Origin of the sequence: Streptomyces sp. NBC_00536, from assembly GCF_036346295.1 — a bacterium.
Lineage (GTDB): Bacteria > Actinomycetota > Actinomycetes > Streptomycetales > Streptomycetaceae > Streptomyces.
The window spans coordinates 511393-528529 of record NZ_CP107819.1 but is presented as its reverse complement, the minus strand read 5'-3'; the positions used below and the strand labels follow the sequence as shown (position 1 = coordinate 528529).

At 73.1% G+C, this 17137-nt stretch carries 11 protein-coding genes; 6 read left to right on the top strand and 5 right to left on the bottom strand.

Annotated features, from left to right (window positions below; translation table 11 throughout):
• The first annotated feature begins 76 nt into the window (after nt 1-76).
• Both OHS33_RS02325 and OHS33_RS02320 read left to right on the top strand, forming a co-directional pair.
• Complete coding sequence (locus tag OHS33_RS02325; RefSeq protein WP_330328688.1) at nt 77-2839, top strand: ATP-binding protein; 2763 nt, start codon at nt 77-79, stop codon at nt 2837-2839.
• 133 nt (nt 2840-2972) lie between these two features.
• On the top strand, nt 2973-3473 hold the full coding sequence (locus OHS33_RS02320; RefSeq protein WP_330328687.1) for a hypothetical protein: 501 nt from the start codon (nt 2973-2975) through the stop codon (nt 3471-3473).
• 18 nt (nt 3474-3491) lie between these two features.
• On the opposite strand, the gene kstD is transcribed toward OHS33_RS02320, so the two are convergent.
• Nucleotides 3492-5252 carry a 3-oxosteroid 1-dehydrogenase gene (kstD, locus tag OHS33_RS02315; protein WP_443065187.1) on the bottom strand — a complete coding sequence of 587 codons (1761 nt, stop codon included), beginning with the start codon at nt 5250-5252 and terminating at the stop codon, nt 3492-3494.
• Between the two features lie 197 nt (nt 5253-5449).
• Complete coding sequence (locus OHS33_RS02310; RefSeq protein WP_330328686.1) at nt 5450-6574, bottom strand: aminoglycoside phosphotransferase family protein; 1125 nt, start codon at nt 6572-6574, stop codon at nt 5450-5452.
• Between the two features lie 230 nt (nt 6575-6804).
• On the opposite strand from OHS33_RS02310, the gene OHS33_RS02305 reads away from it, so the two are divergent.
• Nucleotides 6805-8301 (top strand): DNA-binding protein NsdB, encoded by a 1497-nt coding sequence (locus OHS33_RS02305; RefSeq protein WP_330328685.1) that lies wholly within the window; start codon nt 6805-6807, stop codon nt 8299-8301.
• Nucleotides 8302-8391: 90 nt separating this feature from the next.
• On the opposite strand, the gene OHS33_RS02300 is transcribed toward OHS33_RS02305, so the two are convergent.
• Both OHS33_RS02300 and OHS33_RS02295 read right to left on the bottom strand, forming a co-directional pair.
• On the bottom strand, nt 8392-9843 hold the full coding sequence (locus tag OHS33_RS02300) for a PP2C family protein-serine/threonine phosphatase (protein WP_330328684.1): 1452 nt from the start codon (nt 9841-9843) through the stop codon (nt 8392-8394).
• A 177-nt stretch (nt 9844-10020) separates the two neighbouring features.
• The gene (locus tag OHS33_RS02295; RefSeq protein WP_330328683.1) at nt 10021-10269 is read right to left on the bottom strand and encodes an SCO4226 family nickel-binding protein; all 249 of its coding nucleotides are present in this window, start codon (nt 10267-10269) and stop codon (nt 10021-10023) included.
• A gap of 368 nt (nt 10270-10637) precedes the next feature.
• On the opposite strand from OHS33_RS02295, the gene OHS33_RS02290 reads away from it, so the two are divergent.
• The 3 genes from OHS33_RS02290 (at nt 10638) to OHS33_RS02280 (ending at nt 15383) form a co-directional block, all read left to right on the top strand.
• Nucleotides 10638-12881, top strand: a complete 2244-nt coding sequence (locus tag OHS33_RS02290) for a xanthine dehydrogenase family protein molybdopterin-binding subunit (protein WP_330328682.1) — start codon at nt 10638-10640, stop codon at nt 12879-12881.
• A gap of 9 nt (nt 12882-12890) precedes the next feature.
• The gene (locus tag OHS33_RS02285; protein WP_330328681.1) at nt 12891-13346 is read left to right on the top strand and encodes a (2Fe-2S)-binding protein; all 456 of its coding nucleotides are present in this window, start codon (nt 12891-12893) and stop codon (nt 13344-13346) included.
• Between the two features lie 105 nt (nt 13347-13451).
• Nucleotides 13452-15383, top strand: a complete 1932-nt coding sequence (locus tag OHS33_RS02280; RefSeq protein WP_330328680.1) for an APC family permease — start codon at nt 13452-13454, stop codon at nt 15381-15383.
• 31 nt (nt 15384-15414) lie between these two features.
• Here OHS33_RS02280 and OHS33_RS02275 read toward each other — a convergent pair whose 3' ends face one another.
• Entirely contained in the window at nt 15415-17031 is a 1617-nt protein-coding gene (locus OHS33_RS02275) for a hypothetical protein (RefSeq protein WP_330328679.1), read from the bottom strand.
• Nucleotides 17032-17137: the final 106 nt, after the last annotated feature.

Sequence of the window (17137 nt, the reverse complement as noted above, 5' to 3'; positions counted from 1 at the left end):
TTCCCGAACGACGGGCTTCCGCCAAGGTCACGCGGGCGTACGCTGATCCCCCGAACAGGTCTGGGGGGTACCAGTCATGACGGAACGCCGGACCCGTACGCGGCGCGAATTGTTCGAACGTGAAGCCGAACTGGCCACCGTGGACGAGGCCTTGGACCAGCTCGCCGGACCCCGTCGCGGTACCGGTACGGGCGCCCGCGCCGCGCCCCGTCCCGGAACCGGTCCGGGGACCAGCGGTGGCGCGCTCCTCGCCTTCTCCGGCCCCGCCGGACTCGGCAAGACCACCCTGCTCGCCGAAGTGCGCCGCCGCGCCCGCGCCCGCTCCTGCACCCTGCTGGCCGCCCGCGGCGGCGAACAGGAACAGAACCAGCCCTTCCACGTCGCCCGCCAGCTCATCCAGCCCCAGCTGGCCGGCCGCTCCGAGGACGAACTGCGCGCCGCCCTCGGCAGCTGGTACGCCATCGTCGGCCCCGCCCTTGGCCTCTGCGCGCCCGAGGAGGGCGCACCCCCCGACCCGCAGGGTCTGCGCGACGGCCTCGACTGGGTCCTCACCCACCTCGCCGTCCAGCGCGCCCCGGTGGTCCTCGTCCTCGACGACGCTCACTGGGCCGACCCCGAATCACTCGGCTGGCTCGCCGCCTTCGCCCCCCGCGCCGAACAGCTCCCGCTGCTCCTCGTCGTCGCCTACCGCCCCGACGAACTGCCCGCGCACGCCGACGCCTTCCGCACCCTGCCCGGCCGGGCGGGCAGGCGCCCGCTCAGCCTCGCCCCGCTCACCGCCGCCGCCGTCGGCGCACTGCTGCGCGACCGGGTCGGCGACCACGCCGACGACGCCTTCTGCCGGGAGGCCTGGGCCGTCACCGCGGGCAACCCCTTCGAGGCCGTCGAACTGAGCGCCAAGGTCCACGACCGCGGCCTCGACCCCGTCGAATCCAGCGCCCCACTGCTGCGCGACCTCGCCGCCGCCCAGCGCGGCAGCGGCCTGGTGGCCCGCCTCGAACGCCTGGGGCCCTCCACCGTCCGCTTCGCCTGGGCCTGCGCCGTCCTCGGCACGGCCATCCCGCGCGACCTCGCCGCCCGGGTGGCCGGGCTCGGCACCGAAGAGGCCGTCGACGCCACCGAACGGCTGCGCGGCGCCCGCATCCTCTGCGCCGCGGCCGAACAGGAGGGCGGGCCCGCAGCCGACGGCGGTCCCGAGCCCGACGGCGGCCTCGAATTCGTCCACCCGCTGATCGCCACCGCCATCTACCGGGCCATCCCCGACGGCCTGCGGGTCGCCCTGCACGGCCAGGCCGCCGTCGCCGTCGTCGACGGCGGACTCGGCCCCTCCGCGGCCGCCCGCCACCTCCTGGAAGCCCACCCCGACAACGACCCCTGGGTGGTGCGCACCCTGCGCGAGGCCGCCCGCGAGAACCTGCGGGCCGGAGCCCCCGAGGCCGCCCGCCGCCAGCTCGCCCGCGCCCTGCGCGAACCCCCGGACTTCGACGAGCGGGCCGCCGTCCTGTACGAACTCGGCTGCGCCTCCCTGCTCACCGAACCCGCGAACACCGTGAACCACCTGCGCGCCGCCCTCGCCGAACCCTTCGACGACCCGGCGCTGCGCCAGGGCATCGTGATCCGCCTCGCCCAGGTGCTCGCGCACAGCGACCGGCTCGCCGAGGCCTGCGAGGCGCTGGCCCGGGAGATCCCCCGCACCCCGGACGTCCGGGGGCGGCTGCGCCTGCAGTCCGAACAGTTCATGTGGGGCGCCTTCAACGCCGCCGAACCCGACTCCCCGGCCCGCTCCCGCCGCCTCGCCCGGCTCGCCGACCGGCTCACCGGCCGTGACCTGACCGAGCGGTACGTGATCGGGCTGCGCGCCTGGGACGCGACGCTGCGCGGCGAACCCGTGGACGTGGTCCTGCACCACGCCGGGCGAGCCCTGGGCGACGGCTTCAGCTGGGCGCACGAGGACCGCGGCTTCGAGGTCCCGGTGCTGGCCGCGATGGCCCACATGTACGCCGACCGGCCCGAGCGGGCCGAGGAACTCTTCGCGGCGGGCACCGCCGAATTCGAGCGCCAGGGGTGGCGCGGGGCGCACCTGTCCTTCGCGTACAGCCTGCGCGCGTACATCCGCTACCGCGGCGGGCGGCTGGTGGAGGCCGAGGAGCTGGCCAGGGCCGGACTGCGGCTCGCCGAGCGCGTGGGCCGCCGTACGCCCGTGCACTGGTACGCCATCGCCATCCTGATCGAGACCCTGCTGGCCCGGGGCCGGGCCGAGGAGGCGTGGGACCTGGCGCGCGCCCACGGCTACGGCGAACCGTTCCCGGCCGCCGTGGTCTTCCCGGACTCCCAGACCGTCTACGCGGAACTGCTGCTGGCCCGGGGCAACACCAAGGCGGCGGCGGCCGAGTTGGAGGCGGTGGACCGGCGGCTCACCCCGCGCGGCATCCAGAACCCCGCCTGGTGCCCCTGGCAGCTCCACCTGGCCGAGGCCGTGGCGGCCGAGGAGCCCGCACGGGCCCGCGCGCTGGCCGCCGACGCCGTCCGGCGGGCCCGGGTCTTCGGCGCGCCGTCGGGGATCGGGCACGCCCTGCGGGTGGCGGCGCGGGTGGGACCGCCCGAGGAGCGGGTGGCGCTGCTGGAGGAGTCGGTGACCCTGCTGAACGGCTCACCCGCCGGGTACGAGCGGTGCCGCTCGCTGCTGGACCTGGGGGTGGCCCGGCGGGACCCGGCCCTGCTGGAGCGGGCGGCGGCGGTGGCGAGGTCCTGCGGGGCCGACGGCGTGGCCGCCGAAGCCGAAGCCGCCACCGCCACGGCCACCGCCACGGCGACGGCCGCCGTGGTGCCCGGCCCGTAACCGCGCGCCCCCGGGCCGGGCACCTCGGACCGCGCGCCCCGGGCCGGGCGCCCGAACGGCGGCTCCGGAGGCGCTTCCCGGGCGGTTCGGGGCCCCGGGGCGGAAAACTCACGCGGCCACGTACCATGGCCGCATGTCCTTCCTCCGCCGCCGCAGCGCCGCCACTCCCGCGGGCCCGGACTTCGATGTCCTCGCCATGGACCCGGGCGACTGGCCGGGCAACCTCGGGGCCGGGCTGCTCCCCGCCCCCGACGGCAGCTGTCAGGGTGTCTTCCTGCGCTACGACCTCTTCGGCGGCCGCGGCCCCGCGATGATCATCGGCAACCTCCCCGAGGGCTCCCCGGCCCGTGAGCTGGCCGACAAGGAGGTCCCCTTCGAGGTGGCCCAGCTCCTCCAGGCCCTGGAGAACGACGAGGACGTCGAGGTCACCGGCGCCGAGGACTGCCCCGTCATGCAGGGCGACAACCTCCTCATCGTCCGCAAGGTCAAGCTGTCGGAGTCCCGGATCTCCTGCGTGCAGTTCGACCGCAGTGACAACGTCCTGGTCACCATCGCCAGCTGGGACCGCCCGATCACCGACGACCTCTACGCGCTGCTCAAGCCGCTCCCCGCGGAGCTGTTCCAGCAGGGCTGAGCCCCCGGGCGCATTCGCTCACGCGTCCGCGATGTCGTTCGCCGCCACATGGCCGAACGTCATCGCGGGACCGATCGTCGAGCCCGCCCCCGCGTAGCTGTGGCCCATCACGGCCGCACTCGCGTTGCCCGCGGCCCACAGCCCGCGGATCACCGAGCCGTCCTCCCGCAGCGCCCGCGCCCGTGCGTCCGTCACGATGCCGCCCTTGGTGCCCAGGTCACCGGGCACGATCTTGAACGCGTAGAACGGCGGCGCCCACACCGGGGCCAGGCAGGAGTTCGGCTGCACGCCCGGGTCCGTGTAGTAGTGGTCGTAGGCGGTGTCGCCCCGGTGGAAGTCCGGGTCGGTGCCGTTCCACGCCTGTGCGTTGAACCGGTTGAGGGTGGCGCGCAGCGCGGCCGCCGGTACGCCGATCTGGCCCGCGAGGGCGTCCCAGGACCACGCCTTCTTCGCCGCGCCCGCCTGGTACCAGGAGTCCGGGAAGACGATCGTCGGCAGGACGTCCTTGAACAGGTACTTGTTGCGGTAGTTCTGGTCGACGATCAGCCACGCCGGGATGTGCGACCCCGTCCCGCGGTCCTTCTCGTACATCACGTGCACCACATCGCTGTACGGGGCCGCCTCGTTGACGAACCGGGCCCCCGCCCCGTTGACGATCAGGCCGCCGGGCAGGGTGCGTTCGGCCAGACAGAAGTACGGTTCGCCCGGCAGCGGGATCGAGGGACCCCACCACGCGTCCTCCATCAACGCGAGCGCCGCCCCGGCCCGTTGGCCCGCCCGGATGCCGTCGCCCGTGTTCTCCTTCGCGCCCACCGACCACTGGGTGCCGATCGGCTGCTGCTGGTACTGCGCCCGCATCTCGGCGTTGTGCTCGAAGCCGCCCGAGCCGATGACCACGCCGCGCCGGGCCCGTACGGTCCCGCGCGCGCCGTCCTTCTCCACGACCACCCCGGTCACCGCGCCGCCCTCCTGCACCAGGTCCACCAGCGGGCTGTTCAGCCAGAGCGGCACCCCCGCCCGGATCAGCCCGGCCCGCAGCCCCGTGGCCAGCGCCTGGCCCATGGTCAGCGGCTTCTGCCCGCAGGCCGCGGCCGCGGCGCCGCGCGCCAGGCACTCGGTGGACACCGCCAGGCCCTTGGCACTGACCGCCGCCAGGTTGAGCCACTTGTAGTCCTGGCTGAACACCACCATCCCGGCCGGGACCGGCAGGTACGCCGGGTTCAGGTGCGCGAGTTCGGCGCCCAGGATGTTCCCGTCGATCTGCCCCGGCTCGATGGAGCGCCCGTTCGGCAGGCCGCCGGGCAGGTTCGGGTAGTAGTCGCTGTAGCCGTCCATGAACCGGAACGTGAGCGGGCTGTGGGCCATGACGAAGTCCAGCATCCGCGGCCCGTTCGCCAGGAACGCCTGCTGACGGGCGGCCGGTACGCCGGGCCCGACCACCGCCGACAGGTACGCGGCGGCCTTCTCCGGGGTGTCCGGCACCCCCGCCCCGAGGATCACCGAGTTGTTCGGCAGCCAGATCCCGGCGCCCGAACGCGCCGCGGAACCACCGAAGGTGGGCGCCTTCTCCACCACCAGCACGCTCAGGCCGCGCCCGGCGGCGGTCAGCGCGGCGGTCATCCCGGACGCCCCCGAGCCGACCACCACGACGTCGTACTCGCCGAGCACGGGGACGTCGGCGGCGCGCGCGAGGGCGGACGGCAGGCCGGCGGCCAGCATCCCGGCGCCGGTGCCGGCCAGGACCGCGCGCCGGGAAGGGGAGGTCGCTCTGTCGGACATGGGCAGGCTCCAGCGGTGTGGGGAGGAAGGGCGGCTCTCCAGCATTTCTGATGCTGAGTCAGAAAAGGTGTTCGGGGGATCATGTGATGTCAAGACATGCGCAGGGGCGGCGAGATACCCCCTAGTGCTCCCGAACGTGCGAAATCCCGTGGTGCGCACACTGGGTGTGCGCACCACGGGACCGTCGGAGCCGGGTGTCAGCGCGTGCCGACCGCCGCCCGGACCGCCCTGCGGGCCATCCCACAGTCGTCGTGCAGCCTGCGCAGCAGCAGGCGGTGCTCCTCACCGCTGGACAGGGCGCCCGAGGGCAGCGGCTGGGCCGGGGCGGCCGCCAGGATCGACCGCTGGACCGCGGTCTCCGCCATCCGGATCTCCCGGGTCAGCACCAGCATCAGGTTGACCAGGAAGGCGTCCCGGGACGCCGGGCCCGCCGACTGGGCGAGCCTGCTGATCTGCCCGCGGGCGGCCGGGGCGTCGCCCAGCACCGTCCACAGGGTCGCCAGGTCGTAGCCGGGCAGGTACCAGCCCGCGTGCTCCCAGTCGAGGAGCACCGGCCCCGCGGGGGAGAGCAGCAGGTTCGACAGCAGCGCGTCACCGTGGTTGAACTGCGGCTGCACGCCGCCCATCTTCAGCCCGTGCAGCAGCTTCTGCAGGTCGCCGAGGTCCCGGTCGGTCAGCAGGCCCAGCTCGTGGTAGCGCGAGATCCGCGAGGCGTACTCCAGCGGCCGGCCGAACAGCTCACCCGGCGGACGCCACTGGTTGACCCGGCACACCGCGCCCAGCGCCGCCCGTACGTCCGGCCGCGGCGGGGCCTCGACCGGGTGCCGCTGCAGTGCTGCGACCCGGCCCGCCATCCGCTCCACGATCAGTACGCAGTTCTCGGGATCCGCGGCGATCAGCCGCGGCACCCGGACCGGCGGGCGGTGCCGGACGAAGGCCCGGTACGACGCTATTTCGTGCCGGTACCGCTCGCGCCACTCCGGCGAATGGTCCAGTAAAACCTTCGCGACGGCCGTCATCCGTCCTGTGGTGCCCACCAGGAGGACCGAACGGCCGCTGCGGCGTAGCACCTGCACCGGCGCGAACTCCGGACAGATCCGCTGCACCGAGGCGAGCGCGGTGCGCAGTTGCGCGCCCTGCGGGCCCGAGAGGTCGATTCTGCCGCTGATCGGCTGGGCCCCGTTGCCCGGCATCCGCCGTGCCCGTACGGCGGCCTGTGCCGGGTTGGAGGGGCGGCCGGGCTCGAGGTAGGGGCCGCCGCCCGCCTGGAAGGTGCGGTGCGGCCGGACGGGCGCGGACACGGAGGACGTTGCTGCGTACATGATGATACGGATCCCTTCGTGCGCCGACGAGTTGCGTACGCCGCCCCGCTCGATCCCGTACATCACCCTGGGGAGTTCCGCCGGTGACCGGGTCGGGGAGGCGCATTCCTACCTGACACCCAGGTGTGGGTGGCACACCATCTGGCGCACCCTGGCGAACCCTGGCGAATAGTCGCTCGGCATCTGACGGGGGGTTACTGTCAACTCAGCCGAGAACCTGGGGGCTTGACGTGAGCAAAGGACCCAACACCCGCCTGTCCGATCTGTTCGGGCTGGCCGGGTGGTCCAAAGGCGAACTCGCGAGGATGGTCAACCGGCAGGCGGCGGCCATGGGCCACCACCAGCTGGCCACCGACACCTCGCGGGTACGGCGCTGGATCGACGTGGGGGAGACCCCGCGCGAACCCGTGCCGACCGTACTGGCAGCCCTGTTCACCGAGCGGCTCGGTCGTGTCGTGACCATCGAGGACCTCGGGTTCGTACGGCAGCGGCGCACATCGCCACGGCAGCAGGACGGGGCGCAGGAGAACCCCGACGGCCTGCCGTGGGCGCCCGAACGCACAGCCGCGGTCCTCACCGAATTCACGGGAATGGACCTCATGCTCAACCGTCGCGGTCTGATGGGCGCGGGCGCCGCGCTCACCGCCGGCTCCGCCCTCACCAACGCCATGCACGACTGGCTGCACTCCGACCCCCTGCCCGCCACCCCCGCGCCACGCTTCGGCGGGGACGGGTTCCAGGCCGATCCCGCGGGCTACGACCGCTACGAGGCCGCGCCCATCGGTTCCCAGGAGATCGAAGCGCTGGAGCGCTCGGTGGAAGTCTTCCGGGCCTGGGACGCCTCCAGGGGCGGTGGCCTCCAGCGCAAGGCCGTCGTGGGCCAGCTGAACGAGGTGGGCGGCATGCTCGCCTACCACCACCCCGACCACCTCCAGCGCAGGCTCTGGGGGGTGGCGGCCAACCTGGCGGTCCTGGCGGGCTGGATGTCGCACGACGTCGGCCTCGAACCCACCGCGCAGAAGTACTTCGTCATCGCCGCGCACGCGGCCCGCGAGGGCGGCGACCGGCCCCGGGCCGGCGAGGCCCTGTCCCGGGCGGCGCGCCAGATGGTCCATCTGGGCAAGCCCAACGAGGCCCTGGACCTGATGAAGCTGGCCCAGTCCGGCTCGGGCGAGGAGACCCTGCCGCGCACCCGCGCCATGCTGCACACCATCGAGGCGTGGGCGCAGGCCGCGATGGGCAAGGGCCAGGCGATGCGGCGCACCCTCGGCGAGGCCGAAGACCTGTTCGTCTCCGACAAGAGCGATGTCCCGCCGCCCAGTTGGATGCAGCACTTCGACGAGGCCGACCTGCACGGCATGCAGGCGCTGGCCTTCCGCACCCTGGCCGACCACGATCCGAGCGCCGCGCCGATCGCCCAGCAGCACGCCCGCGAGGCGCTGCGGCTGCGCGCGTCCGGGCACCAGCGTTCGCAGATCTTCGACTACATCTCGATGGCCTCGGCCTGCTTCCTCGCCGACGACCCCGAGCAGGCCGACCGGTACGCGCGGCTCGCGCTGGTCTCCATGAACGAGACCTCCTCGCACCGCACATGGGACCGGCTGCGCGAGATGTACCGCCTCACCGGGCAGTACTCCGGCTACGGGCGGATCGACGAGCTGCGCCAGGAGATCAAGATGGCCCTGCCGACGCGTCCGGTGCGAGGAGGCCGGGGCACCCAGGTGTGACGACCACGGAAACGATCACGGATACGACGAAGGCCGCGCCCGTCGGCGCGGCCCCGGACCTCTGCTCCACCACCTCTTGGATGGTGCGGCTCACTCCCCGACCCTGGCGACCAGGACGCACGCGTCGTCCTCGCGCCCGGTGTCGCCGAACTCCTCGATGACCGTCCGTACGCAGTCCTGGGCCGAGCGGGCCACCGCGAACCGGGGTGCGAGCGCCAGCAGCCGCTCCGCGCCGTCCGCCCGGCTGAACTCGATGCTGCGCGGCGTCAGTCCGTCCGTGTGCAGGACGAGGACGTCGCCCGGTTCAAGCCGTTCCTCGCGCTGCCCGTACGCCGCCCCGGAGGTCGCGCCCAGCAGGATGCCCTCCGGCGGCTGCAGGGCGCGGCCGTGGCCGCCCCGGAAGAGCAGCGGTGCCGGGTGCCCGGCCTGGGCCCAGGAGAGCACCCGGCGGGCGGGGTCGTAGCTGCAGCACACGGCGGAGCCGAGCGCGGGCTGGACGGAGGTCTCCAGCAGTTGGTTCAGCCAGCCCATCAGGGGGCCCGGCTCGATCCCGGCCATCGCCATGCCGCGCAGCGCGCCGAGCATCATCGCCATGCCCGAGGTGGCGGTGACCCCGTGTCCGGTCAGGTCTCCGACCGTGAGCATGGAGCGCCCGTCGGGCAGTTCCAGGGCGTCGTACCAGTCGCCGCCGATCAGGGCGCTCGTCGCCGAGGGGAGGTAGTGGGCGGCCACGTCCAGGGCGCCCGCGGCGGCGTGCGGGAAGCGCAGGGTGCCGCCCCACGGGGGGAGGACCGCCTCCTGGAGTTCCACCGCCAGGCGGTGTTCGGTCTGGGCGATCTGCCGCTGCTGCTGGAGGGAGTCGCGGGTCTCGCGCACCGCGCGTTCGCTGCGCCGCAGGTCGCTCACATCGCGCAGGACGGCCCACATGGACGCCGTACAGCCGTCGGACTCGTCGAGCACGGGCTCCCCGCGCATGTGCAGGGTGCGAACCCGGCCGTCCGCGCGGACGATGCGGAACTCGCCGTCGATGGCCTTGCCGTCGACCAGACAGGCCGTCACCATCGCGGTGAGCAGGGGCTGGTCCTCGACGAACAGGGTGGAGCCCAGCTCGTCCAGGGAGAGCGGGCCGGCCTCGGGGGAGCGGCCGAAGATCACGAACAGCTCGTCGGACCAGCTGACTTCGTCGGTGAGCAGGTTCCACTCGGCGCTGCCGACCCGGGTCTGCTGCGCGTGCTCCGTGCCGGGCTCCGGCGCGGGCTGGTGCGCGGCCGTCCGGTACGGGGCCCCGTTCGCGGGCGAGGGAATGGCGGGCAGGCCTTCCTTGAGCTGCCCCAGGTGCTCGCCCAGGTCGTCGAGGTGGTGCACGGCGAGGTCGCACAGCGCGCGCTGCCAGCGCCCCTGCGGGTCGTCGTCGTCCACGACGGTGTCGCGGCGCACCGCGTCCACGTCTCCGCGCAACCGACGGGTCTGCGTGATCAGCGCGTCCACCGACCCGGGCCGGGGGGGCTGCGCGGGACGGCCCGCGAACAGGTGGGACGGCATGAGAACTCCGATACAGGCGCGGCACGGCCAAGTCTGAAGGAAGGACCGGTTACGACTGTTGCACAGACGGCAATGGGCTGTAAGCCGTTTGGCAACATCAGCGCCGTTCCTGCCTCCGTCATATGTCAAAGGCCTCCCGGCCCCCCCTTGGCTGTACGAACAGATCCGGTCAGGGCGTCAGACGCTGACCGGAACCGGGTGGATCTCCGTGGCCGGGTGCCCGGCCCGCTCGTGGATCCGCTGGACCGCCTCGGCCGAAGGCGCCTCGGAGAGGCAGTACACCGTGCCCGACGCCGGGTCGGCCCAGGCGCGCTCGAAGTGCACGCCCTCTTCGGCCTCGATCGCCAGGTCCGCCCGGTGGGCGGCCGACAACTGCTCCTCGGTGATGCCGTGCATGCCCTGGTGGACATCCATGAACAAGCTCACGGCGCTCCACCTCCTCACTGTCCTGTGGTGTCTGCGGTGGTGCTCCTTCCATGGTCCGCCCGGACGGGCGGCTCGGCGCGCCGCACCGGGGACGTGGGGTGGGGTGGCGCGGGTGGGGTGGCGCGAGGTGGCGCGGGACTGGCCGGAATCCGCCGACCGGCGCGGCGCATTCGTGCGTACGGCCGAACCGTGCGAGTGGGACCCGCCACCGGTCCGTCCGGACCCCGTGTCACGACGCCCCGCCGCACGCCCCCCGAACGGAGGACCCCGCGTCCCGGCCATGACTTCCCTGCACCCGCGGTGATCGCTACTCTACGTGCCGGTAATGAGCCAAGTGGGGTACGGCGAACAGGGCGGGGCGCAGCCATATGACGGGAACGACCGGAGCGAGCGGCACGACGGGGCAGGGGCAGAGCCGCCGCGGCTTCCTCACCTACCTGGTCGCCGCTCCCACCCTCGCCCTGGTGACCCGCGCCGGGGCCGACGCCCTCGCGCCGCAGAGCGCCCACGCCGCCATCCCCACCCTGCCCGCCATCGCGGACCTGGTCGACCTCGGGGACATCTTCATCCTGGCCGGGGCGCCGACCTCCGCCCTGCTGCTGCTCACCGTCGAGGCCGACGGGACCATCCGGTTCCGGCTGCCCCGCGAAGAGGTCGGCCAGGGACTCACCACCGCGGTCGCCATGCTGGTGGCCGAGGAACTCGACGCCCCGCTGGCCGCCGTACGCGTCGAACTGGACGACGCCCGCCCCGAGCTGCTCTTCAACCAGCTCACCGGCAGCTCCAACGCGATCCGCTCGCTGTACGGACCGGTCCGCCAGTGCGCCGCGACCGCCCGCGCCCGCCTGGTCGCCGCGGCCGCCCACCGCTGGAACACCCCGGCCGCGGGCCTGACCACCGCGAACGGCGCCGTCCGCGCCCCCGACGGCCGTACCCTCGGCTACGGCGCCCTCGCCGCGGCCGCCGCCGACCCGGGTCTGATCGTCCTCGGCGCCGCCCCGAAGCCCGCCGCGCGACAGACCCTGATCGGCACGCCCACCGGCCGGATCGACGCCCGCGCCATGGTGACGGGGAAACAGCAGTACACCCTCGACCTCGACGTGCCCGGCGCCAAGCCCTGCGTCCTGCGCCGCCCGCCCACCCTCGGCGGCTCCGTCCGCTCCGTCGCCAACCTGGCCGCCGTCAAGGCCATGCCGGGCGTCCTGGACGTGGTCACCGTCGCCACCGGGGTCGCCGTCGTCGCCGAGACCTTCGGCCAGGCCATCGACGCCAAGGCCGCCCTCCAGGTCACCTGGGGTCCCGGGCCCGCCGACGCGCTCTCCGACGACCAGGTCCGGGCGAAGCTGCGCACCGCCAACCCGGTGCCGCTGCTGCCGCCGCTGCTCACCCCGTACGTGGACGGCGAGTTCGACTTCGCCTTCGTCAGCCACGCCCCGATGGAGACCAACTCGGCGGTGGCCGACGTGCGCGAGGACCGCGCCGAGATCTGGTCCGGGCTGAAGTCCCCGATCGTCGCCCGCGAGACCATCGCCGCCGAACTCGGCCTGCCGCTCGACAAGGTCACGGTCCATGTGGTCCAGGCCGGCGGTTCCTTCGGACGCCGGCTGTTCTTCGACGCGGCCCTGGAGGCGGCGCGGGTCTCGAAGGCCTGCCGCCGCCCGGTCCGGCTGATGTGGACCCGGGTGGACGACACCCGGCACGGGCGGATGCGCCCGGCCACCCACCACCGGATCCGCGCCACCTACGCGCTCGGCGAGGTGCTCAGCTTCGAACACCGGGTCGCGGCCGTCGAGACCGACTTCCGGCACGGCCTGGGCGAAATCATCACCGCGACCGCCGCCAGCCTGCCGCTGGGCATCGGCAACGCGACCCTGGCCCAGACCCTCTTCCTGACCACCGTGAAGTCCCCCTACAACTTCGGCCTCACCACCCAGTTGCTCACCGAGGTGCCCACCGGTGTCCCCACCGGGTCCTGGCGCTCGGTCTACTCCGCCAACACCCGGGGCGCGGAGGAGATCATGGTGGACGAGCTGGCGGCCCGGCTCGGCAAGGACCCGTACGCCTTCCGGCGCTCCTTCCTCAAACGGGCCGACCAGCGCGCGGTGCTCGACAAGGCGGCCACCGAGGGGCAGTGGGGGCGGACCCTGCCCGCGGGCTGCGCCCAGGGCATCGCCTTCCACGAGGAGTACAAGTCCCGCACGGCCTGCCTGGTCGAGATCGACACCCGCGATCCGCAGCACGTGCGGGTCACCAAGGCGGTCATCGCCGTGGACGTCGGCCGCCCGGTCAACCCGCGCGGGCTGGAGGCCCAGATGATCGGCGGGCTCACCGACGCCATCTCCACCACCCTGCGGGCCGGGCTGCACCTGGACAAGGGGCTCCCGCTGGAGGGCAGTTACAGCCAGTTCCACTGGGCGCTCCAGCGCGACACCCCGCCCGACGTGCGGGTCTTCGTCCTGCCCGCCACCGGTGAGGAGCCGGGCGGGGCGGGCGAACTCGGCGTACCGGCCGCGGTCGGGGCGATCGCCAACGCCTACGCGCGCGCCACCGGCACCAAGCCGCGCAGCTTCCCCCTCGACTTCGACGTCGACTTCACCCCCTACCCGCGCTAGGAGTACGCCGTGCCCTCGCACACCTTCACCGTCAACGGGCGGAGCGTCACCGTGGACGCGCCCGACGACCTGCCCCTGCTGTGGGTCCTGCGCGACCTGCTGGGCATCCGCGGACCCAAGTACGGCTGCGGGGTCGACGTCTGCAAGGCCTGCACCAGTCACCTCGACGGCGCCGACATCCGCCCGTGCGTGGTGCCGGTCAAGGCCTGCGCCGGGCGCGAGGTCACCACGATCGAGGGGCTCGCGGACGGCGACACCCTCCACCCGGTCCAGGAGGCCTGGCTGGAGCAGGACGTCTCGCAGTGCGGCTTCTGCCAGCCCGGCCAGATCATGGCCGCCGTGGCGCTGCTGAAGCGGACCGCCACCCCCACGGACGCGGACATCGACGCGATCGCCAACATCTGCCGCTGCGGGACGTACGTCCGCATCCGCGAGGCCATCAAGTCGGCGGCCGCCCGGATGTGACGCGGCGGTCCGGCCGCCGTGGTGCTTCCCGGCGGGTTTCCCGCGCTTCCCCCGGGTGCCCCATAAAACGGGCAGGAACCGTCACGAACAGCTGATCATGCATGAATGAGGCGCATCAACGCGAAACGGGTGCTGGTCGGCGAACCGCTCGACACCGCCCGGCTGGGCGAGACCCTGCTGCCCAAACGGCTCGCCCTGCCGATCTTCTGCAGCGACCCGCTCTCCTCGGTGGCCTACGCCACCGAGGAGATCCTGCTGATCCTCGCCCTCGGCGGCGTCACCCTGCTGCACCTCGCCTGGTACGCGGCCGCCGCCATCGTCTTCCTGATGGTGGTCGTCGTCGCCTCCTACCGGCAGACCTGCCACGCCTACCCGGGCGGCGGCGGCGCCTACATCGTCAGCTCCGAGAACCTCGGCCCGACCGCCGCGCTGACCGCCGCCAGCGCCCTGCTCGTCGACTACGTCCTCACCGTCGCCGTCTCCGTGGTCTCCGGCGTCGCCGCGATCACCTCGGCCATCCCGTCCCTGCACGACCACATGGTCCTCCTCTCGGTCTGCTTCGTGGTGCTGCTGACCTTGATGAACCTGCGCGGCGTGCGCGAGTCGGGCCGGGTCTTCGCGATCCCCACCTACGGCTTCGTCCTCGTCATCTACATCATGTTCGCGGTCGCGGCCGTCCGGCTGGGCACCGGCACCACCATCCGCGCGGAATCAGCCGAGCTGCCCATCACCGCCGAAGGGACCTACGCGGGACTCGCCGTGGTCCTGCTCGCCCTGCGCGCCTTCGCCTCCGGCTGCACCGCCCTCACCGGCGTCGAGGCGATCAGCAACGGCGTCCCCGCCTTCCAGAAGCCCAAGGCCCGCAACGCGGCCACCACCCTCGCCGCCATGGGCGTGCTCTCCGTGACCATGTTCGTCGGGATCACGGTGCTCGCGATGTCCTACAAGGTGCACGTCGCCGCCGACCCCACCGAGCTGGGCCTGCCCGCCGGAACAGCCACCTCCACCGCGCTCGCGCAGATCGGCCGCGCCACCTTCGGCAGCTGGGACTTCCTCTTCTACCTGCTCCAGGCCGTCACCGCGGGCGTCCTGATCCTCGCCGCGAACACCGCCTTCAACGGATTCCCGATGCTGGCCTCGATCCTGGCCAAGGACCGCTACGCACCGCGCCAGCTCTTCAACCGCGGCGACCGGCTCGTCTACTCCAACGGCGTCGTGGTCCTCGCGCTCGCCGCCATCGCCCTCATCGTCGCCTTCGACGCCGAGCTGACCCGGCTCATCCAGCTCTACATCATCGGCGTCTTCGTCTCCTTCACCCTGTCCCAGGCCGGCATGGTCCGGCACTGGCGCAAGGAACTCGCGGCCCCCGAGACCCGCCGCGAAGAGCGCGTCCACATCCACCGCCGCCTCGCCATCAACGCGATCGGCGCCGCGATGACCGCGGTGGTCCTGGTCATCGTCCTGATCACCAAGTTCACGCACGGCGCCTGGCTCGTCGTCATCGCCATGCCGCTGCTCTTCCTCGGCATGAAGGGCGTACGCCGCCACTACGACCTGGTGGCCCGGCAGGTCGCCGTCGCCCCCGGCGTCAAACCGCGCAAACCCGCCCGCCACCACGTCGTCGTCCTCGTCGCCTCCGTGCACGCCCCCACGCTCAAAGCCCTCGGCTTCGCCCTCGGCCTGCGCCCCGACACCCTCACGGCCCTCAGCGTCGCCGCCGACGAGGAGGACGCGGAACAGCTGCGCGCCGCCTGGGGCGAGCACGACCCGGGGATCCCGCTCAAGATCCTCCACTCGCCGTACCGGGAGGTCGTCGGCCCCGTCCTGTCCTACGTGCAGGAACAGGCCGCCAAGGAGGGCACGGACATGCTGTCCGTGGTCATCCCGGAGTACGTCGTGGGCCACTGGTGGGAGCAGCCCCTGCACAACCAGAACGCGCTGCGGCTCAAGGCGCGGCTGCTGTTCACCCCCGGGGTCGCCGTGATCGACGTACCGTACCTGCTCGAATCCGCGCGGCACGACGAACCCGTGGCGTAGCGACGGCTCCAGTCCCCGGTCCCACGGGCTGCTACCCGGCGGCCGTGTCCACGACCACCGCGCCCCGGGCGGTGAGATGGCGGTCGGGGGAGAAGTTCGGCGAGAAACCGAAGGGGAAGCCGTCGTTCTTGTCCGGGCTGTCGCACGGCACGTCGTAGGTCCACTCGACCACGTACCGCCCCGAGTCCACGGGCAGGGTGAAGGACAGCTCGCCCGCGTAGCCCCCCGTCGCACACCGGCCGTGGGTGCGGCGCACCGTGTGGGCGGCGGCGCCCGTGGCGTACCGGGCGCGGTACCCGGCCTCGGTGCGCACCTCGGCGGTGGCGACGTACCGGTGGTCGCGCCAGTCCCAGAAGAGGACGTCCCAGCTGAAGGTGTCCGCGCACACGGCCACCTTCACCGTCCACTCCCCGGCGTCCCGGTCCGTCAGGTCCATCGTGACCCGGCAGCGGGCGTTGACCTTCTCCCGGCCGCGGTAGGACCGCTGCGTACGGCACGACCCGTCGGCCGGATCCATCGCGGTGCGCCGGGTCATGACATCGGCGAACGAGCCGGAGCCCTCGTAGGACTCGCCGCCCCCGAACGCCTCGAAGTCCTCGTACGTCCCGTACCCTCCGTGCTGCTCCCCGTAACCGGGGTATCCGCCGTACACCGGCCAGGGCTCCGAGAGCCCCTGCGCGGGCGGCACGCTCTCGTCGGCCGACGGCAGCCGCCCGCCGTCGTCCGCCAGCACCCTGACCCCGGAGATGTCCTGGTCCTCGGAGAGCGCGAGCGTGGCGAAGTTGTCGCCGTCCTCGGCCGGGCGGGGCACCCCGCCACGGCTGAACTCGTGGTCCGCGGGGCACCGGCGGAGCACGAAGAACTCCTCGCTCTCGTGCTTCTCCCAGAACAGGTTCGCGTAGCGGGTGTGCCGGCGGTCCGGCGCCGCCGCGGTCAGCTCCGTCGGCTGGGTCTCGACCAGATCGCCGTACTCCGCGCGCACCACCGGCCGCTTGCCCTTGAGCAGATCGCGGCGCCGGGTGTCATGGGTGAGCGCGCTGTAGTCGCGGTCGCCCCCCGCGATCAGCAGGCAGTGCTCCCGGGCCAGCCGGTAGAAGGGGTGGGCGCGCAGCTCGTCCAGGGCCGGGCCGTCCAGACCCTGCGCGCCGTAGTGCTTCGCCTGCATCGCGACATCGCTGAGCAGCATGTCCAGCTCGTACTGGAGCTGCCGCGAGCGCGCCTGCTCGCGCTCCGCCGCATAGAACTCGTGGGCCGCCTTCAGCCCGGCGGTGCGGGCGGTGGCGCCGGTGAGGTCCGCCGCGAGTTCGTCGACCCGGCTCACGTCCGTGTCGTGGCCCGCGAGCGTGACGAAGAAGTCGGTCGTCTCCCCGTACGGCTGGGGGGACCGCGCCCCGAAATGCGTCCAGTGCAGCAGTGTGAGCCGGCCGCTATAGAGGTCCTTGAACACCACATACCGGTGGTCGTCCTCGCGCGGACTGGTCGGACCGAAGTACCGCGCCCGGATCTCCTTCTCGAACGTGATCCGCCGGCCGTCCGGGGTGATCCGCAGCTGGAACATCCGGCGGCCGTCACCCCCCGGCCGCTCCAGCTCGCGCAGCAGCTCGGAGGTCGGTTCGTCGAACGTGGGGGGAAGGAAGCCCTGGGACATGGAGTCTCCCGGTGTGGGGGTCGGTGCGGTGCGTCACCGAGCCTGACCGAAACACGGACGCCCGCGGGACCCGGTCGCACGAGCCTGACCGGATCGCGTCCCCGGC